At 67.4% G+C, this 21,292-nt stretch carries 19 protein-coding genes and 2 pseudogenes; 14 read left to right on the forward strand and 7 right to left on the reverse strand.

Annotation, left to right across the window (positions count from 1 at the left end; translation table 11 throughout):
* Positions 1-2 precede the first annotated feature (2 nt).
* Complete coding sequence (locus tag FKV23_RS15865) at positions 3-479, reverse strand: hypothetical protein (protein ID WP_244244032.1); 477 nt, start codon at positions 477-479, stop codon at positions 3-5.
* A gap of 155 nt (positions 480-634) precedes the next feature.
* A pseudogene (locus FKV23_RS17725) lies at positions 635-1,183 on the reverse strand (YiiD C-terminal domain-containing protein); the annotation flags it as partial.
* Between FKV23_RS17725 and FKV23_RS15875 the strand changes: the two are divergent.
* From FKV23_RS15875 to FKV23_RS15885, 3 genes are all read left to right on the forward strand, one after another.
* Positions 1,182-1,943, forward strand: coding sequence for a uroporphyrinogen-III synthase (locus FKV23_RS15875; RefSeq protein ID WP_141624736.1), 762 nt, complete (start codon positions 1,182-1,184; stop codon positions 1,941-1,943). The pseudogene FKV23_RS17725 and the gene FKV23_RS15875 sit on opposite strands and share 2 nt — an antisense overlap.
* A 79-nt stretch (positions 1,944-2,022) precedes the next feature.
* Positions 2,023-3,102 (forward strand): uroporphyrinogen-III C-methyltransferase, encoded by a 1,080-nt coding sequence (locus tag FKV23_RS15880; protein WP_141624737.1) that lies wholly within the window; start codon positions 2,023-2,025, stop codon positions 3,100-3,102.
* The gene (locus FKV23_RS15885; protein ID WP_141624738.1) at positions 3,099-4,349 is read left to right on the forward strand and encodes a heme biosynthesis protein HemY; all 1,251 of its coding nucleotides are present in this window, start codon (positions 3,099-3,101) and stop codon (positions 4,347-4,349) included. The genes FKV23_RS15880 and FKV23_RS15885 overlap by 4 nt, the downstream gene beginning before the upstream one ends.
* 201 nt (positions 4,350-4,550) lie before the next feature.
* Here FKV23_RS15885 and FKV23_RS15890 read toward each other — a convergent pair whose 3' ends face one another.
* A complete protein-coding gene (locus FKV23_RS15890; protein WP_141624739.1) occupies positions 4,551-5,828 on the reverse strand; it encodes an acetyl-CoA C-acetyltransferase in 1,278 nt (425 codons plus the stop codon).
* A gap of 145 nt (positions 5,829-5,973) precedes the next feature.
* Between FKV23_RS15890 and FKV23_RS15895 the strand changes: the two genes are divergently transcribed.
* The 11 genes from FKV23_RS15895 to FKV23_RS17685 all read left to right on the forward strand — a co-directional run bounded on the left by FKV23_RS15895 (position 5,974) and on the right by FKV23_RS17685 (position 17,253).
* The gene (locus FKV23_RS15895) at positions 5,974-6,951 is read left to right on the forward strand and encodes a hypothetical protein (protein WP_141624740.1); all 978 of its coding nucleotides are present in this window, start codon (positions 5,974-5,976) and stop codon (positions 6,949-6,951) included.
* Between the two features lie 48 nt (positions 6,952-6,999).
* Positions 7,000-10,218 (forward strand): BTAD domain-containing putative transcriptional regulator, encoded by a 3,219-nt coding sequence (locus FKV23_RS15900; RefSeq protein ID WP_141624741.1) that lies wholly within the window; start codon positions 7,000-7,002, stop codon positions 10,216-10,218.
* A 102-nt stretch (positions 10,219-10,320) separates the two neighbouring features.
* Positions 10,321-11,187 carry a right-handed parallel beta-helix repeat-containing protein gene (locus tag FKV23_RS15905; protein ID WP_141624742.1) on the forward strand — a complete coding sequence of 289 codons (867 nt, stop codon included), beginning with the start codon at positions 10,321-10,323 and terminating at the stop codon, positions 11,185-11,187.
* A gap of 136 nt (positions 11,188-11,323) precedes the next feature.
* On the forward strand, positions 11,324-12,193 hold the full coding sequence (locus tag FKV23_RS15910; RefSeq protein WP_167285318.1) for a right-handed parallel beta-helix repeat-containing protein: 870 nt from the start codon (positions 11,324-11,326) through the stop codon (positions 12,191-12,193).
* Between the two features lie 72 nt (positions 12,194-12,265).
* A complete protein-coding gene (locus FKV23_RS15915; protein WP_141624744.1) occupies positions 12,266-12,472 on the forward strand; it encodes a hypothetical protein in 207 nt (68 codons plus the stop codon).
* Positions 12,473-12,476: 4 nt separating this feature from the next.
* A complete protein-coding gene (locus FKV23_RS15920) occupies positions 12,477-13,169 on the forward strand; it encodes a hypothetical protein (protein ID WP_141624745.1) in 693 nt (230 codons plus the stop codon).
* Between the two features lie 175 nt (positions 13,170-13,344).
* Complete coding sequence (locus tag FKV23_RS15925; RefSeq protein WP_141624746.1) at positions 13,345-14,202, forward strand: right-handed parallel beta-helix repeat-containing protein; 858 nt, start codon at positions 13,345-13,347, stop codon at positions 14,200-14,202.
* A gap of 10 nt (positions 14,203-14,212) precedes the next feature.
* A complete protein-coding gene (locus FKV23_RS15930) occupies positions 14,213-15,082 on the forward strand; it encodes a right-handed parallel beta-helix repeat-containing protein (protein WP_141624747.1) in 870 nt (289 codons plus the stop codon).
* Positions 15,083-15,246: 164 nt separating this feature from the next.
* Positions 15,247-16,110, forward strand: coding sequence for a right-handed parallel beta-helix repeat-containing protein (locus FKV23_RS15935; RefSeq protein ID WP_141624748.1), 864 nt, complete (start codon positions 15,247-15,249; stop codon positions 16,108-16,110).
* Between the two features lie 162 nt (positions 16,111-16,272).
* Positions 16,273-16,980 (forward strand): right-handed parallel beta-helix repeat-containing protein, encoded by a 708-nt coding sequence (locus FKV23_RS15940; protein ID WP_167285321.1) that lies wholly within the window; start codon positions 16,273-16,275, stop codon positions 16,978-16,980.
* Positions 16,981-17,118: 138 nt separating this feature from the next.
* Positions 17,119-17,253, forward strand: a complete 135-nt coding sequence (locus FKV23_RS17685; protein WP_279633015.1) for a hypothetical protein — start codon at positions 17,119-17,121, stop codon at positions 17,251-17,253.
* 214 nt (positions 17,254-17,467) lie between these two features.
* On the opposite strand, the gene FKV23_RS15945 is transcribed toward FKV23_RS17685, so the two are convergent.
* The 4 genes and pseudogenes from FKV23_RS15945 to ntrC all read right to left on the reverse strand — a co-directional run bounded on the left by FKV23_RS15945 (position 17,468) and on the right by ntrC (position 21,202).
* Positions 17,468-18,364, reverse strand: a complete 897-nt coding sequence (locus FKV23_RS15945) for a bile acid:sodium symporter family protein (protein WP_141624750.1) — start codon at positions 18,362-18,364, stop codon at positions 17,468-17,470.
* Between the two features lie 98 nt (positions 18,365-18,462).
* The gene (locus FKV23_RS15950) at positions 18,463-18,948 is read right to left on the reverse strand and encodes a GNAT family N-acetyltransferase (protein ID WP_141624751.1); all 486 of its coding nucleotides are present in this window, start codon (positions 18,946-18,948) and stop codon (positions 18,463-18,465) included.
* Positions 18,949-19,053: 105 nt separating this feature from the next.
* A pseudogene (locus tag FKV23_RS15955) lies at positions 19,054-19,604 on the reverse strand (superoxide dismutase family protein).
* A 152-nt stretch (positions 19,605-19,756) separates the two neighbouring features.
* On the reverse strand, positions 19,757-21,202 hold the full coding sequence (gene ntrC, locus FKV23_RS15960; RefSeq protein WP_141624752.1) for a nitrogen regulation protein NR(I): 1,446 nt from the start codon (positions 21,200-21,202) through the stop codon (positions 19,757-19,759).
* Between the last annotated feature and the right edge of the window lie 90 nt (positions 21,203-21,292).

Below are 21,292 nucleotides of genomic sequence, written 5' to 3' on the forward strand. Positions count from 1 at the left end.
TGTTACTGCCCCTTCCAGAAATCCGGCATGCCACTGGTCAGCCACCAGCGCTTGGCGGCTTCGTCCCAGCGCCAGGTTTCCTTGTAGCGCGCCGTTCGCTCGGCCTGGGTATGGCGGTTGATCACGCCCATTTCGACGTCGCGGGCAGCGGTACCGGCATCGAGGTCGCGCACGCCACCGTTGTCCCGGTAATAGGAGACCTGGATCTGGTTGTAGCGCTCCATCTCCAGTTCGGTGATCGGATGCTGTTCGCGGTACTCAGGGTCCAGCAGGCCCCACGCACCTTCGAAATCACCCCAGCGGACCGCCCCGGACCAGGCGTATTGACTCTGGTTGAGCGCATCTGCCTTCGGGCCGGCGCTGGCACAGGCGGCGAGGGCGACGACGAGCGCCGCAAGGCAGGCCAAGCGGGCAACGCGGTTCGGGACGCAGCTCGATCTGCTCGGAATGTGCATCGGATTCCCCAGGGTGTCAGGCACCGGCGCATGCTAGCAGGCAACGGGCCCTCAGCGCCGCAGGATCGCGACATAGCGGCCGGCGAACTCGGTCGCGCTGCCGCCCCGGGCAGGCGGGCGTGCGCGACCACGCCGATCCGGGCCCGTCCGCGCGCGCGCAGCGTCGAGATGAAAGCGGCCCAGTCGGCCTCGTGCGCGGCCTCGGCCTCGACATCGAGGTCGGCGAACAACGGGGCGAGATAACCGATCTGACTGTCGGCGACATACACGTCGGCCTCCATGCCTGCCGCCTCCACATGCAGCGACACCAGCCCCCAGCCGGCCAGGGTCATCATCGAAGCCAGGCTGCCGCCGAACGCGCAGCCCTTGTCGTTGACGTGGCGAGCCAGCGGCGCGTGGAGATGCAGGCAATGGCCGTCGTACCCGGCGACGGAAAGATCCATCACCGCGACCGGCGGCATCGAATCGTAGTGGTGCTTGAGGCGATCGAGTGCCTCCGCGTGGGGAGTGAGCTTGGGGACTGACGACATGGAAAGTAGGAGACAGAAAGGGGAAGGCCGGCGCAGGGTACAGGCAACCTGCTGCCGCGACGACGCTGCGGCGGCGTACGGTCGCCGCGATGCCGGCACAGGCACCATCTTGCGGGCAGTTGATGACACGTCCTGGCGAGAATCCATGCGCCACAGCCATCGTGCATGACCGACCTGTTGTGACAAGCTTGACGCCATGCCCGTGTCCGCTGCCCCGCCCCGCTGGTACCTGGTCTCGTTGCGCCCTCAGGGAGGACACGAGGCACTGCGGCGTGCGGCGGCGCGCCGGGGCGGCGCCCTGGTCGCGTTGTCGAGTTGCAGGCTGGTGTTCCGTGACGACGACGCCAGCCGGCAGGCACTCGACATGGCGCTCGCCAGCGGTCTGGCCGTGTTCACCAGCCCGGCCGCGGTACACGCGGCCGATGCGCTGCGGCCGCTGCGCGAGGTCGCGGACGTCCGCTGGATCGCGGTTGGCGCCGGCACGGCCGCCGCGCTGCGGCGGGCCGGTGCGGCGGACGTCGCCCATCCGGCGCGCATGGACAGCGAAGGCCTGCTGGCCCTGCCCGCCCTGCAACGGATCGCCGGCACCACGATTGGCTTGGTTACCGCCCCGGGCGGCCGCGGCATGCTGCTGCCCGCACTGCAGGCGCGTGGGGCCCGGGTGTTGCGGGCCGATGTCTACGCACGCGAACCGGTACCGCTTCCCGTCCATGCCATCGCCCGGCTGCGCACGGCCGATGCTCCGCTGGCAGTGGCGCTGAGCAGCGGCGAAGCGCTCTCCCGCGTCCTTGCCCGGCTGCCCGCCGATGCGGCGATGAAACTCCGCGGCGCACGCGTGCTGGCGGCCAGCGAACGGCTGGCGACGATCGCGCGCGAAGCCGGCTTCGATGACGTCGTGATCGCGGCCGGACCACGGCCCTCGCAACTGGCGGCGGCGGCCGGGTTCGATCGCGACTGATCGGCCGATACACGACGATCGACCAGCCCCCACGGGCGTTCCGGTAGCATGGCGCCATCCCCGGTTACCGTCTGCTGCCGTGTCCGACTCCAACACGCCCTCCACCGCCCAGGCCCCACCCAGGCCGCCACGACGCCGTGCCGCACGCTGGCCCTGGTTGTTGCTGATCGTATTCGCGGCGCTGGCCGTCGGCGGCTGGCATGGCTGGCAATGGTGGCAGGGCCATGAAGCGCGCGAACGCGCTGCTGTCGCCCAGGCCGACCACCGCATCGAAGCACTCAACGAGCGCATCGACTCGTTGCGCAGCGACCAGCGCGCGCATGGCCAGCGTCTGCAACAAGCCGACGCCACCAACCGCGTGCTGCGCGATGAACTGCTTGGCATCGGCCAGCGTGCGGCCCTGCTGGAGGAAAGCGTGACCCGGCTCGCCGACCCCGGGCGCGACAGCACCCGCTCGCTGCGCCTGGAAGAGGTCGAAATGCTGCTGGTGTTCGGCCAGCTGCGATTGGAGCTCGCTGGCGACCTGACCGGTGCACAACGTGGTTACGCGCTCGCCGACGCGGTGCTGGCGGCGATCCAGGACCCGGCCTACGTCAACCTGCGCCAGGCGCTGATCCAGGAGCGGGCCGCACTCGATGCGATCGAAGCCGACCCGCGGGTAGCCGCGCTGTCCCGGATCGATGCCTTCAATCGGAAGCTGCAGGACGCTCCCCCGGCATCGACCCCTGCACCGCAGGCGGCCGGCGCCCCATGGTGGAAGCGGGCGTTCTCCAACGTGTTCGACATCCAGCCGCGCGACCGGGTGATCGCCGAACTGCCCTCCGACCGCGCCGACGCGAGTGCCGGCCTGCAGCTCGAATTGACCTTGGCCCGTGCCGCCGCCGAGCGTCGCGACGAGGCCGGCTTCAGGGCCGCATTGGCCCGCGCACAGGACTGGCTGCTGCGGTTGTGGCCACCCTCGCCATCACTCGATGCCCATCGCGCCGAACTCGACGGCATTGCCGCCATGCCGCTTTCACTTTCGGTTCCCACCCTGGGCAGCACACTGCAACAGTTGCAGCAGCTGCGTAGCACCCAGGCGATCGCCATGCCTGCCGGAACGCGGCCCGCCGCCAGCGCAAGTCCCACAACGCCCGATGCCCCCACGGAGCGCCCATGAACCTGTTCCGCAGCCTGCTGTTCTGGATCGTCCTGGCCCTGCTTGGGGCCCTGGTCGCCCAGTTGATGGCGCAGGATCCGGGGCTGGTGATGGTCAGCTTCGGAGACTGGACCTACCGCAAGTCGCTGTCCTACACGCTGGTGCTGGTGCTGGCGGTGGCGGCGCTGCTGTGGCTGGCCTGGCGCCTGCTCCGCGCACCGTTCGTGATGCTGCGCCGGCGCCGCCGCAAGGCCGCTCGCGCGCGCCTGATCGACGGTCTGCAGGCGGTCCACCTGGGCCACTGGAGCCGCGCCGAAAAGCTGCTGGCCGAAGCCGCCGACAACCGCGAAACCGGTCCCATTGCCCGCATCGCCGCCGCCCACGCCAGCACCGGCCGTGGCGATGCCGAAGCCGCCCGCGCCCACCTCGTCCCGCTGGCCGAAAGCCACCCGGCCGCCTTTGCCGTGGCCACCGCCGAACTGGCGCTGGCCGATGCCCGCCCCGCCGATGCACTCGAGGCCCTCGATGCGGCGGCGGCGCAACCGCTGCCGCCACGCGGCCTTGCCCTGCGTGCCGAGACACTGGCCGCGCTGGGTCGCGCCGGCGATGCCTATGGACTTCTCGGTGCGCTGCGCCAGCAGCAGGCGCTGCCCTCCAGTCGCCTGCAGGTGCTGGAAGCGCGCTGGGCCGAGGCCGGCCTGCGCGAGGCTGCCGATGCCAACGTCCTCGCCGACCGCTGGGAAGCATTGCCCAAGGCCCTGCGCAGCGACCCGGCCGCTGTCGCCGCCTATGCCGAACGCGCCGCCACCCTGCGCTGGGAAGACGCTGCCGCGCGCAGCATCGAACAGGCACTCGATACGCGCTGGAGCGACGATCTGGCCGACCTCTACGGCCGTCTGCCGATCGGCCGCCTCGATGCCCGGCTCGAGAACGCCGCGCGCTGGCTGCAGGCGCACCCGGCCAGCCCGGGCCTGCTGCTGACCCTGGCCCGCCTGCACCGCACGCGTGGCCAGTGGACCCAGGCCGAGGGCTTCCTGCACCGCGCGCTCGCCCAGGGCGGCAATGCCGAGGCCTGGGAAGAACTTGGGAACGGCTTCGCCCAGGCCGGCGACGACGCCCGCGCGCGCCAGTGCTACGCCAACGCGTTGCGCGTCGGCCGCGGCGAGGCGCCGGTCGAGATTCCCGGCCGCGACCTCAAGCAGAAGATCTTCGACCAGGCCGCGATCGAGGAACGCGACGAGCACGGGCTGCCGCGACTGCGCGGCTGAGCAGGCGCGCTTGGACGATGCCCTATCGGCGCATCGTCTGCGCTTGTGAACGCCCGGCCATGAGCCGCTGGCACTGCCAGCGACGGCTGCGCAAGGATGCGTGCCAGAGCTCGCCGACGGTGCAGGATGCGAAGCCGAAGGCCAGACCGGGCCGGGCAATCCGAAACCAGTCGTGCCCGCCAAGGGCGACAGCAGCTTCTCTCAGCGCTCCAGGATCGCCACCACGCCCATGCCGCCGGCGGTGCAGATCGAGATCAGGCAGCGGCCGCCGCCGCGTGCCTTCAGTTCCTTCGCCGCGGCGGCAACGATGCGCGCACCGGTGGCGGCGAACGGGTGGCCGGTGGCGAGCGAGGAACCGTTGGGGTTGATCTTCGCCGGATCGATGCGCCCCATCGCCGCATCCAGGCCAAGACGCGACTTGCAGTATTCCTCGCTCTCCCACGCACGCAGGGTGCACAGCACCTGCGCAGCGAAAGCCTCATGGATCTCGTAGAAATCGAAGTCCTGCAGGGTCAGGCCGTTGCGGGCGAGCATTTCCGGCACCGCCACGGTCGGCGCCATCAGCAGACCCTCGCCGTGGACGAAGTCGACCGCAGCCACGTGCGCGTCGCGCAGATGGCACAGCACCTCATGGCCGTGCTTCTCGGCCCACTCCTCGGATGCCAGCAGGCAGGCAGCGGCACCGTCGGTGAGCGGGGTCGAGTTGGCGGCAGTCAGGGTGCCGCGGCCGGAGGTTCTGTCGAACGCCGGCTTCAGCGTGGCGAGTTTTTCCAGAGTGGAATCCGCGCGCAGGATATTGTCGCGCGAGACGCCGCGGAAGCTGACCACCAGATCGTCGAAGAAACCTCGCTCGTAGGCCGCGGCCAGCTTCTGGTGCGAGGACAGTGCCCACTCGTCCTGCGAATCGCGGCTGATGCTCCACTGCTTGGCCATGTCCTCGCAGTGTTCGCCCATGCTCTTGCCGGTGCGCGGCTCGGCGACACCGGGGAATTCGGGCTTGAGTTCACGCAGCGAGAAGCCCTTGAACGCGGCCAGCTTGCCCTTGAAGTCGCGTGCGGCATTGGCTTCCAGCAGGCGCCGGCGCAGCCTCCTGCCGTACACAATCGGCACGTCCGATGTGGTGTCCGAACCGCCGCCGATGCCGGCCTCGATCTGGCCAACGGCGATCTTGTTGGCGACGGTGATGATCGAATCCAGCGAAGTGCCGCAGGCACGCTGCAGGGTGATGCCCGGGGTCAGCGACGACAGCCCCGACGACAGCGCCGCCTCGCGGCCGAGGTTCCAGTCGCTGCTGTGCTTGATCACCGCGCCCATCGCCACCTCGCCCAGCTGCTGCCCGTGCAGGCCGAACTTCTCGACCAGGGCACCGAGCGTGCGCACCGACATGCCAAGGTTGCCGACATCCGCATAGGCGGTGTTCTGGCGGCAGAACGGAATGCGGACGCCACCGAGCACGGCGACGGGACGGGCTTGACGCATCGGGACACCTCTTGGGGGCTGGGACGGCCGTGCGTTGCGGCCGGATCCGTGACAGGCTGCCCGCCAGCGCGCGCGGGCATAATCGACAGCACTGGAGTGTAGCGCCGCCCTCGCGCACAACCAAACGCCACCGTATCCTTCACCCATGCCTCACACCGCCCAGCCCCTGCCGGACGCCACCGCCGACCCGACCGTGTTCGGCGCGCTGGCGCTGGAACTGACCGCCGGGGCCGCAGTGGCCCGGACCACCCTGCCGCAGGGCGATGCCGGTGCGCTGGCCGCGCTGCTGGCCCGCGACCTGGCCGATTTCGAGCCGGAAGCCGCACGGCTGGACCTGGTCACGGTCGGCGCTCATTACGATCCGGTCGAACTGCTGCGGCCGGGCTGGCCGCTGCACCGCGAACTGGGCGATCTGGCCGCCCGCGCGCCTCGGCCGGGGCCGGCCGGAGGCAACACCGCCGATGACAGCGCCGCCGACGGCAGCGCGAACGGCACGATCATCGCCTTCGGCACCCACGAAGGCCGGCTGCCGGGCGCACTGGCGCCATCGGAGGACCATGGCGGCGGCACCTTCAGGCTGCTGCCGTTCGTGCTGTCAGGCGATGCCGGCCTGGTCGCCCGCGTCGGCGAAGCGTTCGAGAGCGGCCTGCTCGAACGCGGCATGGCAGGCGCCGAAACCGCACTGCAGGCGCAGGCCGCATTCGGGATGCGGATCGAACACGCGCGCTACCTGACCGTCCACGACCTCGCCGCGATGACCGCGATGCAATACGAGCACGCCGGCCTGGCCCCGCTGTGGCCGTTGCTGGAAACCGCCCTGCTCGAACCCGGCGGCAGCGCCTGGCTGGATGCGGTGCCCGAGCCGCTGGTGCACTACACCGGTGGCGAAGCACGCATCGCCCTGTTCCCACCGCGCGCCTGGCACGCGCGCTACGCGCCCGAAGCCCCCTGCGACAGCGACGATTGCCGCGCCGAGCTCGAACGCCGCTACCAGCACTTCCAGGTCCGCCAGCGCCAGATCGCCGCCGTGCTCGGCGCTCACGGCGTCGCGGTCAACTTCGTGCATTGCGAACAGCCCGCGGACATATACTTGCAAACCACGGGAACCCCAGACCAAGGCTGATTCTCCCCCAGCAACCGCTTTCGAGGGCCTGTCCGACGAGGAGTTGCTGTGAATCAACCGCCGATCGCCAAGCTTTCAGCGCCACGCACGGCCCATCTTGTCCGGCGCCCACGGATTGTCGCTGCGATCGATTCCGCCCTGCAGGGCGGAATCTGCTGGATCGCGACACCGGCGGGCTACGGCAAGACCACGGCGCTGGCCGATTACCTGGGCAAACCCGCACGACCGAATGTCTGGTACCGCGTCGACGAGAGCGACCAGGACATCGCCAGCTTCTTCCACTACCTGGCCCAGGCTCCCCGGCAGAGTGATGGCACGCGGCCCATGCCGGTCTTCGGCCCGGAGTATGCCGACCAGCCCGAAGCCTTCGCGAGACGCGCCTTCCGCAGCTGGTTCGACACGCTGCGCGACGGCACCGTCCTGGTCCTGGACGACCTGCACTGCGCCGACACTCCCGCATTTCGCCATGTGCTGGCGACGCTGCTACGCGAGCTGCCGGACACGCTGCACTGTGTCTGCCTGTCGCGCACCCTCCCCCCCTCCGAACTGAACGACCTGATGCTGGCTGGCCGGATCGCCGTGCTCGACCAGCCGGCGCTCGAGTTCACCCACGAGGAGGCATGCGCCCTGATCAGCGCTCGCACGACCGCGACGTCGGAGACAGTGGATGTCTCCGTGGCTGGCGGCTGGGCGGCGGGGCTGGTCCTGCTGACCCAGCACGACCTGCTTGCCCGCCTGCAGGTTCGCAACATCGGCACCTCGGCTGCACGCGGCAGGGAGGCTGCCGTCTTTGAAGCGCTCGGGCAGATGCTGTTCGACACCCTGGCTCCTGCGGAGCAGGACCTGCTGTTGCAATTGGGCATGGTCCCCGAGATACCGCCGGACCTGGTCGCGGCGTTGGTGGGAACCGAGCAGGCGCATGCTTCCCTGGAGCGCCTGCATCAGCTGCAACTGCTGGTGGCTACTGGCGACTCGGACCGACTGGTTTTCCAGATGCACGATCTGCTGCGTGGATTCCTGCAGGCCCGGCTTGCCGAGAAGCTGCAGGGCGAAGACCTGGCCCGGCTCGGCGGGCAGATCGCCGAACTGCTCGACAGGTCCGGCCATCCGGAAGATGCCATCGATCTGGCGCTGCGCGTCCAGGCATGGCCGCTCGCACATCGGTTCATCCTGGACCGGGCCGCCATCGTCCTGGCCCAGGGCCGGCGGGCCACCCTGATCGACTGGTGCGCGCGATTGCCGGAGTCCGAACTCGATGCCTGGCTCTACTATTGGCTGGGCGTGGCCCACACAACCGACGACGCCGCGGCGGAGACCTGGCTGGCGCGCGCATGGGAGCGCTTCGTCGAGCTGGGCGATCTTCATGGCCAGACGCTCACGGCGGCGCGCGCCGTGCTGATCAAGACCGACAGCTGGCGCACCCACGCCGGCCTTCCCGCCTGGACCCGGCGCGCGCTGCGACTGGCCGGGCAGGACCTGCCACCGCTGCAGGGCGATGAGGAACTGCTGGTCCTGGCGGGGCTGGTGCGTGCCTTCGATTTCGCCGAGCAGTACCGCAGCGAAGCCGACGCGGTGAAGCGACTGGAGCAGCGCCTGCTGCAACGGCTGTTGCAGCCGCAGGCGGATGACTCGAACACCCTGCGCATGCTGGCCAGCGGCGTGCTGGTGCAGCGTGCTGGCTCGACCGCACAGGCCGACCTGTTCTCGCAGGCCGTGGACGCCATCGGCGACGTGCTGAACGATGAGAACGTCCCACCGATGGTGCGCGGCCTGTGGCTGGTGGACTTCGGCACGGTCAGTGGCCGCTACTTCCCGTATGCGCGTCGTGGCTTCCCGTATGCAGACGCGGAGCAGGCGCTGCATGCGGCGATCACCATTGGCGAACACGAACAGCTACGCAGCGTGGAGTTCGGTGCGATCTACCATCTCCAGGTGCTGACGAAGCTTCGCAACGATTTCGCGGAGTTCGAGCGCCTGGTCGATCGCCTGACCCGGATCGCAGACAGCCGCTACAGCACCCAGACGGATGTCGTAGCCGATTGCCAGGTCGCACTGCATACCCGGCGCGGGGACCTGCCCGAAGCTTATCGGGCCTGCGAGCGTTGCATGGCCGCGGTGGAAGCAGCCAACGAACCGCCGATCGAACGCTGGCCCCACTACATCACCCACTACCAGGTGCTGTTGGCCGACAGCCGTGAACGGGAGGCAGCAAGCCTGCTTCAGGAGCACCTGCCGCAGTTCGATGGCGGCGTCAGGCAGCGGACCGAAGCGGCCATCGCCCTGGCTCATGCACTGCAAGCCAGATCCAGAGGGGACACCGACGCCTACGGCGAGTTGTTGCGCAATGCCATGGCCCGGCTGCGAGCCACGGACTGGACCGCCGTGCTGATCAATCTTCCGGAACTGCTGGCCGAGGTGTGTGCCGATGCGCTTGCGCAGGAGGTCGAGCCCGAATTCGTCCGCAGCTTGATCGCGCGCCGCAGGCTGCAGCCCCCGCTGGAGCGGCCATCGCACTGGCCATGGACGTTGCGCGTGCAGGTGCTGGGTGAGTTCCGGCTACAGCTCGACGGTGCCCCGCTCGCATTCGGTACCCGCTCTCCGCCGCGCATGCTCGACATTCTTCGCGTGCTGGCTGTCGCTCCCGGACACACCTGTGCGGTCGAGAAGCTCCATGACTGGCTCTGGCCGGAGGCTGAGGGCGACCGCGCCAAGGCCGCCTGCGACCAGGCCCTGCATCGGCTGCGCAAGGCGCTGGGACGCGCCGACCTGGTATTGCTTCGCGAAGGAAAACTCAGCCTGGCGCGCGAGGCGGTATGGGTGGATCTGGCCGACTGGGAACACAAGCTCGCCCAGGCACTGTCCCCCGCGTCACCGGGAGCGGCCGACTCGAGGTCCAGGGAGTCCGCGCTGGAGCACGTGTTCCGCGCGTTCACCGGCCCGCTGCTGCAACACGAGCGCGCCAGCGAATGGTCGATCCCCGCGGCCGAACGTACCCGCAGCAAGCTGATCGGCCTGGCGCTGGAACTGGGTCGTTGCCGCGAGGCACGCAACATGCCGGCCGAAGCGCAATCGCTCTACCTGCACGCGCTTGATTTCTATCCCGCTTCCACCCGCCTGTTCGAGGCCCTGATCCGCGCCAGACTGGCCGCCGATGACTCCGCCGGCGCGCTTGCAGCCTACGCCCGCTACGAGCGGGTCCGACAGACCGCCCTCGATACACCCGCCTCGGCCGCCATCCGACGGATGGTCGCACCCCTGCTCGCGTAAGTCCGACGTAAGTCTTCCCGGCGCACAGTTCCGCCAACGGAGACGCCCACCCGGCGACAGCACACCGGGAATGCCTCCGTGGCCTGCGCCAGGAGGTGCCCCATGCTCCGTACCGTCATGCTGTTTGCCGTCATCGCATTGTTCCTGCTCGGCCCGGATCGTCCGGCCCATGCCGAGACCCATCACACCTGCAAGGGTTTCATCGATTCGCTGCCGGCCACCATCTCCACCCAAGGCGTCTGGTGCCTGCGCAAGGATCTGAGCAACGCCATGACCAGCGGCAGCGCGATCACGGTCAACGCCAACAACGTCACCCTCGACTGCAACGGTTTCAAGATCGGCGGACTGGCGGCAGGTCCGGGAACCCTGGCCAATAGCATCAGCGCCAACGGCCGGTTCAACCTGACCGTGCGTCACTGCAACATCCGTGGCTTCCTGCGCGGGATCTACGCCACATCCGGCGGCGCCCACCTGGTCGAGCGCAATGGCCTGGACAGCAACACGCTCAGTGCCATCGCCATCTTCGGTCCGGGATCGACGATCCGCGGCAACAGGGTGGTCGACACCGGGGGTACGACTGCACCGCTCTACATCTACACGGCGGGCATCTATGCCGGTAACGGCATCGACATCATCGACAATACGGTCACGGGTGTCGTGGGACCCGGCAATGGCACCACCGCAACGACCTACGGCATCAGGACCCAGTTCAACGGCAACGGCAGCGTCACGGCAAACCGCGTGCGCGACCTTGTTCCTGCCGGGGGCGGGACGGTCAGGGGGATACTCAATTCCAGTTCCGGCCGTCTGGTGGTGCGCGACAACGACGTACAGGATTCCGGCCATGCCAACGGCGTGGGCGTGAGCTGCACCAGCAACCAGAGTACGGCGCGCGGCAATGTCGTCAGCGGCTTTGCCACCGGGATCAGCAACTGTGCGCTGAGCGGAAACTACGTCAATGCGAACTGAGCCGATACCGCTCTCCCGGATACGCCAGCCCGATTCATGCAGCCCATCGGCACGACGCCTGGCGATGGATGCGGCGTGCCGGTAGCGGCACCTGCGCAACCGCTCATTCAATGCGAGGAGGGTCGTCGTGTTTCCCGTGTTCCTCACAGTTCTTCCAATCGCCATCGCAGCACTCCTTGTCTTTTCTCCGGTCCATCGGGCCCATGCTGCCGGGAGCTACGGCAACTGCACCGGTTTCATCGACTCGCTGCCGGCCACCATCGGCACCCAGGGCACCTGGTGCCTGCGCAAGGACCTGAGCACCGGCATGAGCAGCGGCAACGCGATCACGGTCAACGCCAACAACGTCACCCTCGACTGCAACGGTTTCAAGATCGGCGGGCTGGCCGCCGGGGTGGGGACCAACGCCAATGGCATCCGGGCCGACAACCGCTTCAACCTGACTGTCCGCCGCTGCAATGTCCGCGGGTTCAGGGCGGGCATCCATACCTCGGGGGGTGGCGGCCACCTTATCGAACACAATCGTCTGGACGGCAATACCCTCGTCGGCCTCGCCATCCAGAGTTCCGCCTCGAGGATCAGTAGCAACCACGTGATCGATACCGGCGGCTCGACGGCCACAACCGGGTTCGCCGAGGGAGTCTTCGCGACCTCGGGCGTGGACATCGTCGACAACACCGTCAGTGGGGTGCTTCCTACGCCCAACGGCAGCGGCATCGGCTGGGCCTATGGCATCTATGCCAACTCGAATGACGGGGGCACCATCACCGGCAATCGCGTCCGCGGTCTGGTGCCGGCGGGAGCAGGCGCGGCCAGGGGAATCTACGATCTGCAGGCCGGTCGCGCCATCGTGCGTGGCAACGATGTCCAGGGCAATGGTGGCAGCGGCAGTGTGGGCGTGCATTGCAGCAACAACAAGGGCACGGCCCGCGACAACCTGATCGCCGGATTCGAGACCGGAATCCAGAACTGCCTGGCTTCCGGCAATACCGTCAACGGAAACTGAGGCGTAAGCCCAACGTTAGTCGCCCGTGCCCAGACTGCCGACCTGCATCAGGCAACCCGAGGAAGCCATGCCATGCACCCCCATGCGCACCCAGTCCATCGGGCGGGCCATGCCGGCCGCCATGACCGCAACTGCCGTCCCGGTCCCGGCCCGCGCTGCGACAGCAGGCCCGGCAGCGCCAACAACAGTATCGTCGACGGCTTCAGCACCGGCATTTCCGGCAGCGGCAGCGGCAGCGGCACCGGCACCGGCACCGGCGACGGCAACGTGACCAAGTAACAGTATGGACGCTTACCTGCTGCGGTTCGAACGGCTCGAGATCCTCGCCACCGTGAGCGAGGGTGTTCGCCCGGACAATGACTGGCTGTTGCTTCACTGGTTCTCCGGTTCGCACCCCGAGCCGCCCCGGATCATGCCGCTTCGCAACGCAACCGGATCCACGTTACTGGTCGCAGGCGACATGATCCCGCCATTCTCGTGCGCATGCGAACTGCCATGTGCGGATCCCCTCCCGGTGTTCCTGGCATTCCTGATTGTCGAACTGGGCGCCTACCCGCCCGCCGAACAGCCCAGGCGGGCCAACGCAGCCAACAGGAAAGTCGCCGACCTGCTTGCCGAGGCCTACGTCGAGGCGAACGAATGGGTAGCGGAGAGCCGGGGCATTGTCCGCGCCGATGCTGCCGCCATCGACACGGCGCTCTCCCAAGGAATCGTGGACTCAATCGCGCCGGCCTTCGTCGAGGAAGCCCGCACCAGGTTGGCACGGGATGGCTGGTCCGGTACCGGTGGGAGACCCGTTCTCCATGACGTGGTTGCATTCAGCCCTGCGCCGAAGGCGTCACGTCTGACACTTGAACGCGCCTATCCCGACGACGGCCATGGTTCCGCTGGCGCCCGCGTCGCCCTGCGGCTCGTTCTTGAGCAATGCGATCGCCTGTCCCCATCGCTTCCGGCATCGAGAGTGCCGCTCGTATAAGCCCTCACAAGTCGACATGCCGCTGGAGGGTGCCCGGCATCGACGCGATTCCGGCTACGGCAGCGACGCGTAAGTCCAACGTAAGTTCCCTCTGGGCAGGCTGTTTTCCAGCGGAAGCCATAGCCCGGCGCGGAGAGCACCGGCGGCTTCCGACCTACCAGACAGGAGACCCGGCATGTTCCGCATCATCCCACTTTCGCTTGCCGCCATGGTGCTCGGAGGGCTCTCTGGGACGTCCAGTGCCGCCGAAAGCTATGACAACTGCACCGGCTTCATCAACTCTGTACCGGCCACCATCGTCACCCAGGGCACCTGGTGTCTCAACAAGGATCTGGGCACTGGCATGGCCAGCGGTGCGGCGATCACCGTCAACACCAACAACGTCACCATCGACTGCAACGATTTCAAGCTCGGGGGTCTGGCAGCAGGAACCGGCACGCTGACCATCGGCATCCAGGCCAACAGCCGCTACAACCTCACTGTCCGTCAATGCAACATTCGCGGTTTCAATCGCGGCGTGGCAACCACGAATGGCGGTGGTCACAGGATCGAGAACAACCGCTTCGACAGCAATACGCTGCGCGGCATCGACATCCAGAGCCCGGGCTCGGTCATCCGCGGCAATCTGGTGATCGATACCGGGGGCTCCACCTCGAGCGCCGCTGCGGCATATGGAATCAATGCGGCGGACGGCGTCGACATCATCGACAACACGGTCATTGGGGTGGCACCGGGCGGCACCAATGCGAATGCCTTTGGCATTGGTTCCAACTTCAACGGTGATGGCAGCATCAACAGCAACCGTGTCCGCGGCCTGGCCGCCAACGGAACCGGGCTGGCTTTCGGGATCTACAACACCAACTCCGGCCGGATCGTGGTCCGGGACAACGACGTCCAGGGAACCGGCAGTACAGGCAGCATCGGCATCCGCTGCATTACAGACCAGGGAACGGCACGGGGCAACATCATCAGCGGCTTCAATACCAGCATCCAGAACTGTCTGTCTTCGAACAACACGATGAACACGAACTGAGGAGATCGCCATGCATTCCATGGCTCCGTCACTCGCCCTCGTGCTGTTGTCGGCCTGCGCCGCTTGGTCTTCAGCACTGGCCTCCGAGGACTACGACAACTGCACTGGTTTCATCGACTCGTTGCCAGCCACGATCAGCACCCAGGGCACCTGGTGTCTGCGCAAGGATCTGTCCACCGGCATGATCAGCGGCAGCGCGATCGAGATCGCCGCCAACAATGTCACCCTCGACTGCAATCATTTCAAGCTCGGCGGCCTGGGTGCAGGCACCGGAACCGGCGCCGTCGGCATCAACGCCGTCGACCGGAAGAACGTGACCGTGCGCCACTGCAGTATCCGCGGGTTCTGGTTCGGTATGTCGACTTGGGGCGGCGACGGCCACCTGGTCGAGCGGAACACGTTCGACAGCAACAGGCTCTACTCTGTCCGGGTCAACAGCCCGCAATCGACGATACGGGCCAACCTGATCGTCAACACTGGCGGGTCTACTGCCGGCGTCGGTGACGCGCAGGCCATACGCACCGACAACGGCACCGACATCATCGACAACACCATCAGCGGCGTGGCGCCGGGAACCACCGATGCCTCGGCCTACGGCATCTTCGTTGCCGCCGTGTCCTCCAACCTTCCGGCCACTGTCGCCCGCAACCGTATCCGCGGGCTGACGCCAAACGGAACCGGCGTGGCCCACGGTATCCACATTTTCAACAGCAACCACACCGTAGTGCGCGACAACGACGTCCAGGGCAACGCCGCCCCCGGCAGTGTCGGCGTGCACTGCGGCAGCGACCGCGGCACGGCACGGGACAACAACATCAGCGGGTTCGCAACGGGTGTCGTCAATTGCCTGTTCGCCGGCAACATTGTCAATTCGAACTGAGCGGCGGGCAGCGCTGTCCGACTCCCCGATGCCCGACGGGCCCGCGCGCCTGGCCGCACCCGTTCGCCATCTGCGTTCCTGCCAGTAGCACTGCCGCACGTGCCGCGTGGCGCTGACGGCAGGCTGTCACCAATCCACGAATCCAGCCATGCGAGGGGCTTCCGATGATCCGCACTCTGACCTGTCTCGCCCTGACCTGCGTGGCCCTGTCCATCTGCCCGTCCCTGGCCCGGGCCGCCGAGAGCTACGACAACTGCACGGGCTTCATCAGTTCGCTGCCTGCCACCATTTCCACCCAAGGCACCTGGTGCCTGAACAAGGACCTGTCCACAGGCGTGACCAGCGGCAGCGCGATCACCGTCAACACCAACAACGTCACTCTCGATTGCAATCACTTCAAGCTGGGTGGGCTGGCGGCGGGCCTCGGCACAACGGCAACCGGCATTCGTGCCGACACCAGGCAGAACCTTACGGTTCGCAATTGCAACATCCGGGGATTCCAGACAGGAGTCGCCGCCGTTGGCAATGGCAGTGGCCATCTTGTGGAGAACAGCAAATTCGACAAGAACACGCATACCGCTATCGATGTCAGGGGCGATGGCAATCTGGTGCGCAACAACATCGTCATCGACACCGGCGGCGGCACCGGGAACCCTGAAGCGAACGGCATTCACGGCCAAGGCAATACCGATATCCGCAACAATCAGGTCGATGGCGTCATCGGAACCGGTGGCAGCAATACGACCGTGTACGGTATCCGCCTCACCGGGGGCCATGGCGCCGCTGTTGGCCAGAATGTCGTCCGCAACACGGTACCCACTGGAACCGGCCTTGCCCGCGGGATCTACACCTCCAACGGGTTGAAGATCTTCCTGGACGACAACCGCGTCAGCCTGCCCTCACCGCTCGCCGGCTCACAAGGCTATCGCTGCAACTCCTCCAATGGCGCATTGCGCAACAGCACCTCCTGGGGTTTTGCAACCGCCAACTCCGGCTGTCTGGATGACGGCGGTAATGCGGTCCACTGAGCTTTAACGCAACACCTGCCTATCCCTGAGGACGTGGGCACACCACCTCACGTATCGAGGAAGTCTTCCGAGGCCGCCGAGAGCTACGACAACTGCACCGGTTTCACCAGTTCGCTGCCGGCCACAATCGCATCCCAGGGCACCTGGTGCCTGAACAAGGACGTGTCCACCAGCATGACCAGCGGCGACGCGATAACCATCAACACCAACAACGTCACCCTCGACTGCAATCACTTCAAGATTGGCGGGCTTGCGGCAGGCACGGGCACAGTCACCAATGGAGTCCGGGCAGCGTCCAGGTTCAATGCGACGGTCAGGAACTGCAACATCCGCGGCTTCTATCGTGGCGTCTATCTCAACGCAGGCGGCGGGCACCTGGTCGAGAACAGCAGCTTCGACGGCAATACGCTCTATGGCATCTACGTCATCAGCTCCAATTCCACCATCCGCAACAACCTGGTCATCGACACAGGTGGTTCGACGGCGTCCACAAGCCTTGCCGCGGGAATCTTCGCGGCGTTCGGCGTGGACATCATCAACAACACCGTCAACGGCGTCGCACCGACCGGCACGGATACCAGCGCAATCGGAATCAACACAGACTTCAATGGCAGCGGCAGCATCAGCGGCAACCGGGTCCGGGGGCTGGCACCGACGGGCGCAGGCGTGCCTTACGGCATTTACACCACCAACACGGGGCGGAGCATCATCCGCGACAACGACGTGCAGGGACCCGGTCCCGGCGTGGCTGGAAGCCTCGGGATACGCTGCTTCACCAATGAAGGGACGGTCCTCGACAACGCGATTGCAGGATTCCAGACGGGCATCGCCAACTGTTTTACCGGTTCGAATGTCGTGAACTCGAACTGATTCCGTGAGAGCTGCCTTTCTGGACGCCCGTGACAGTCCGGAAAGGCTTCCCACGTAAGCCCAACGCAAGTCGGTGCACGATCGTCGCCAACAACGTCATTCTCGACCGCAAACACGGGAACTACCTACGGAATCTCCGTGTCCGGCGGCGTGGACGGCCTCAACAACACCGTCAACGACGTCGCACCAACCGGGACGAACGCAGATGCGTTCGGCAGCGGCAGTATCGGTCTGCGCTGCGACACAAACCGGGAAACCGCCCGCAACAATTGATCACATTGTGATCATCGGCTTCGAAACCGCCATCGAAGCTGTCTTTCCAGCTCGAACTCCGTGAACTTGAACTAGTTCCGATACAACGGCGCCCAAGCCCGCCAGCCAGCCAGCCAGATTGCAGCCACGTGGCGGGCTTGGGATCGTCATCGAGGTCGTTCCAATCGCGACATGCACAGCGCTGGCCTGAACTGCCTGGACCAGCAGGCACGTTTCACCGTGAGCGGACGAAATCCCCGGCACGCGCTTTCAGCGCCTGCTGGCGCCGGCCGAAGAAGATGATCGCGATGCCGAAGCCGTACATCAGCAGACCATAGATCGCCGACGGGACGGCCATTTCCGGCGAGTCCAGCAGGGTCATCGCGACCAGCAGGCCGAGCGTGCCGTTCTTGATCCCGAGTTCGATCGCGATCGTCAGCGCCTGCTCACGCGGCAGACCCGGCACCCGGGTGGCCAGCAGACCGGCGGCGATGCCGATCAGGTTCAGCGCGACGCAGGCCGGCCCGGCCCGGGCGAGCAGGCTCGGCAACCGATCCCAGAGCTGCCAGGCGATGAGCACGATCAGGGTGGCGAGCACGAGCGCACCGAACAGGCCGACCGCCCGCTCGGCGGCGGCGGCAACGCCGGGCCAGCGCGCCTTGACCAGCATGCCGATACAGACCGGCACCACGGTGATCGCGGCCAGCATCAGCACGGTGCGCGCCATCGGCAACTCGACCGCCTCGTCGGCCCCCGCGAACATCGCCAGCGCGATATTGGCCAGGAACGGCAGGCTGACGATGGTGATGCTGCTGGCGACCACGGTCAGCGCGATCGACAACGCCAGATCGCCACGTGCCAGGTAGGTGATCAGGTTCGAGGTGGTACCGCCCGGGCAGGCGGCCAGGATGACCAGGCCAACCGCGATCAATGGCGGCAGCTTGAGCAGGTGTGCGAGTGCGAAGGCGCAGGCCGGCAGCAGCACCAGCTGCAGAAACGTGCCCCAGGCCAATCCCAGCGGGCGCACGGCCACCTGGCGGAAGTCGGCCGGGCGCAGGCTCAGGCCCATGCCGATCATGATGACGGCCAGGGCCAGCGGCAGGCCCAGTTCGATCAGCGGGCTGTTTTCCATCGTCGGCATCCCTCTGCGCTGGTGGCCGGCTTATCCGGCAGTGTCGATGGGAGAACATCCGGTCGGCCCCGGGGCCGACCGACACCCCCGCATGCATCCTACGTCCACTCCGCCTCGAAAACCCGGTAGCCGGCATCGTCCATGCCCAGCGCGCGATAGGTGTGCTGGGCCTTTTCGTTCTCGCGTTCGACGTACAGGCGCAGGCCGACCACGCCGGCGGTGGCGCGGGCCTGCGCTTCGACATGGCGGTACAGCGCCGCGAACACGCCCTGGCGGCGGTATTCGGGCGCGACGTAGACGCTCTGGATCCACCACCACTCGCCATTGCGCCAGTCGCTCCATTCGCGGGTCAGCATCAGGGTGCCGGCCGGCACCGCGATCATTTCGTCGCCGGCAAGCGGGGCGTCGTGCATCGCCATCAGGTAGCGGGCCTTGCCCGGGTCGGCGATGCCGGCGGTGACGCCGGCCAGCACGGTGGCGGGATCGAGCCGCTTGTGCTCGGTTTCCCATGCCATCGCCGCCGCCCACTGCGCGAGCAGCGGGGCGTCGGCGGCATGGGCGTCGCGGATGCGGAGGGTGGTCATGTGCAAAGTCCATGGATCCCCGCCTTCGCGGGAATGACGGCCAAGAAGGCGGGGATGGTGATGAAGGCAGAGGCGACGATCAAGAACGCTTGTCCGAAGGCTTTTTCAACGTGTCACCTTGATGATGCCGCAGGCCACACGTGCGCCGGCGTTCCCGGCCGGCTGGCTGGTGTAGTCGTCGGCGGCGGCATGCACGATCACTGCACGTCCGGCGACGTCGTTGTAGGCGCCACCGCCCAGGGTCACGCCTCTGGCGAACGCGTCGACCCGGGCCACGCCCCGCCCATCGGCCTGCAGGTTGTCCATGTCGCCCCCGTGATGGGCACCGTGGCCGACCCGCCCATGCACGGAGTCGTCGGGGTTGAAGTGGCCGCCGGCACTGCTGGCGTCGACCGCGCTGCAGTCGCCTTTCTCGTGGATGTGGATGGCATGCGGGCGACCCGGGCCCAGACCGCCGACTTCACCGCTCAGCCGTACGCCGTCGACCACCGGGACGATGGCGAGCTTGCCGCTGACCAGGCTGGCCGAGGCCGACATCAGCACGACCTCACCGGCCTGCGCGGTCGACACCGGCTTCGGCGCCGGAGCCACCGGCTTCGGTGCAGGGGCGGGGTGGGGGTGGTGCTGCAGGCCGCAAGCAGGCCGAGGCCGGCCATGGCAGAGAACAGTTGCAGCGGACGGGAAAACCTGGGGGGCGTCATCGTCGGGCTCCTCTTTTCATTCGGTGGGCCAGCGTGGGCCCATGTTGCCTGCATGACAGGTTGTACTCGCAAACAGCCGCCGTACCCGTGAAGCCTCGGCACGGCTCTCAACGCCGAGGCCGCCGGGCGCCCAGCTTGCGTGCGACCGTATTGCGGCTGAGGCCAAGCCGGGCCGCTGCTTCGGTGCGGCGGCCGCCGGCATGCTCGAGCGCGGCATCGAGCAACAGGCGCTCCACCCGCTCCACCGCCCGCGCATGGATCTCGTCGCGTCCGGCGGCAAGCTCTTCGCGAGCCCAGGCGGCGAGCATCGGCTCCCATGCCGGCACGCCATCGGCACCGGCAGGTGTGTCGCCCGTACCGACGGCCTCGCCGCGCGACAGCACCGCATCGACATCGCTCTCGCCGATCACGTCGCCGGGGGCCAGCGCAGCCAGTCGCCAGCACAGGTTTTCCAGTTCACGCACGTTGCCGGGCCAGTCATGCGCGACAAGCCGGTCGAGTGCGGCCCGCGACAGGCGTTTGGGTGGAGACTGGAATCGCGTGGCAGCCGCGGCGAGGAAACGCTCGGCCAGCCGCGGCACGTCGTCGCGACGGTCGCGCAGTGGTGGCAGGTGCAGGCGCACCACGTCGAGGCGGTGCAGCAGGTCGGCGCGGAAGCGGCCCTCGGCAACCAAGGCGTCGAGGGCCTGGTGGGTGGCGGCGATGACCCGCACATCGACCCGGATCAGCTCGCGCCCGCCGACGCGGAAGAACTCGCCTTCGGCCAGCACACGCAGCAACCGGGTCTGCAACGACAGCGGCATGTCGCCGATCTCGTCGAGAAACAGGGTGCCGCCATCGGCCTGCTCGAAGCGGCCGATATGGCGGCGCTGGGCGCCGGTGAAAGCGCCGGCCTCGTGACCGAACAGTTCGCTTTCGAGCAGTTCGGACGGAATGGCGGCGGTATTGAGCGCAACGAAGGGCTTGTGGGAGCGCGGCGACTCGCGGTGCAGCGCGCATGCGACCAGCTCCTTGCCGGTACCGGTTTCGCCGGTCACCAGCACCGACAACGGCGCCTGGGCGAGCCGGCCAATGGCGCGGAACAGGGTGCGCATGGCCGGGGTGTCGCCGATCAGGGTGTCGCCGGATGCGGCCACATCGGTTCCGGCGGCAGCGTCCTCGTCCGGGACGGCTTCGCCGGCCCGGCCCAGCGTCTGCTCGGCCAGCGCTACCGCTTCGTCGAGGTCGAAAGGCTTGGACAGGAATTCATGGGCCCCGCCGCGGAACGCACCGGCAGTGCTGGCAACATCGGTGTAGGCGCTCATCACCACCACCGGCAGCTCCGGGTACGCCTGTTTGAGCTTTTCCAGCAGCACCAGACCGTCATCACCGGGCATGCGCACATCCGTGAACAGCAGATCCGGAGCGTCATGCAGCGTCAGCGCCTGCAAGGCTTCGGCCGCGTCGGCAAAGTCTTCGGTGGCATGGCCGGCCTGACGCAACGCAGCGGCGAGGACGAAGCGGACGCTGCGGTCGTCATCGACGACCCAGATGCGGGCGGGGTGGGTTGGCATCGGTTGTCGGTTGTCGGTTGTCGGTTGTCGGTTGTCGGTTGTCGGTTGTCGGTTGGTGGTTGGTGGTTGGTGGTTGGTGGTCCCGGGTTT

Origin of the sequence: Lysobacter alkalisoli (assembly GCF_006547045.1) — a bacterium.
Lineage (GTDB): Bacteria > Pseudomonadota > Gammaproteobacteria > Xanthomonadales > Xanthomonadaceae > Marilutibacter > Marilutibacter alkalisoli.

Bases quoted from the DNA above. Each gene is read 5' to 3' on its own strand.
- FKV23_RS15930 (WP_141624747.1), top strand. From the start codon at position 14,213: ATGCATTCCATGGCTCCGTCACTCGCCCTCGTGCTGTTGTCGGCCTGC.
- FKV23_RS15945 (WP_141624750.1), bottom strand. From the start codon at position 18,364: ATGGAAAACAGCCCGCTGATCGAACTGGGCCTGCCGCTGGCCCTGGCC.
- FKV23_RS15935 (WP_141624748.1), top strand. From the start codon at position 15,247: ATGATCCGCACTCTGACCTGTCTCGCCCTGACCTGCGTGGCCCTGTCC.
- FKV23_RS15890 (WP_141624739.1), bottom strand. From the start codon at position 5,828: ATGCGTCAAGCCCGTCCCGTCGCCGTGCTCGGTGGCGTCCGCATTCCG.
- FKV23_RS15925 (WP_141624746.1), top strand. From the start codon at position 13,345: ATGTTCCGCATCATCCCACTTTCGCTTGCCGCCATGGTGCTCGGAGGG.
- FKV23_RS15885 (WP_141624738.1), top strand. From the start codon at position 3,099: ATGAACCTGTTCCGCAGCCTGCTGTTCTGGATCGTCCTGGCCCTGCTT.
- FKV23_RS15875 (WP_141624736.1), top strand. From the start codon at position 1,182: ATGCCCGTGTCCGCTGCCCCGCCCCGCTGGTACCTGGTCTCGTTGCGC.
- FKV23_RS15920 (WP_141624745.1), top strand. From the start codon at position 12,477: ATGGACGCTTACCTGCTGCGGTTCGAACGGCTCGAGATCCTCGCCACC.
- FKV23_RS15915 (WP_141624744.1), top strand. From the start codon at position 12,266: ATGCACCCCCATGCGCACCCAGTCCATCGGGCGGGCCATGCCGGCCGC.
- FKV23_RS15905 (WP_141624742.1), top strand. From the start codon at position 10,321: ATGCTCCGTACCGTCATGCTGTTTGCCGTCATCGCATTGTTCCTGCTC.
- FKV23_RS15950 (WP_141624751.1), bottom strand. From the start codon at position 18,948: ATGACCACCCTCCGCATCCGCGACGCCCATGCCGCCGACGCCCCGCTG.
- FKV23_RS15895 (WP_141624740.1), top strand. From the start codon at position 5,974: ATGCCTCACACCGCCCAGCCCCTGCCGGACGCCACCGCCGACCCGACC.
- ntrC (WP_141624752.1), bottom strand. From the start codon at position 21,202: ATGCCAACCCACCCCGCCCGCATCTGGGTCGTCGATGACGACCGCAGC.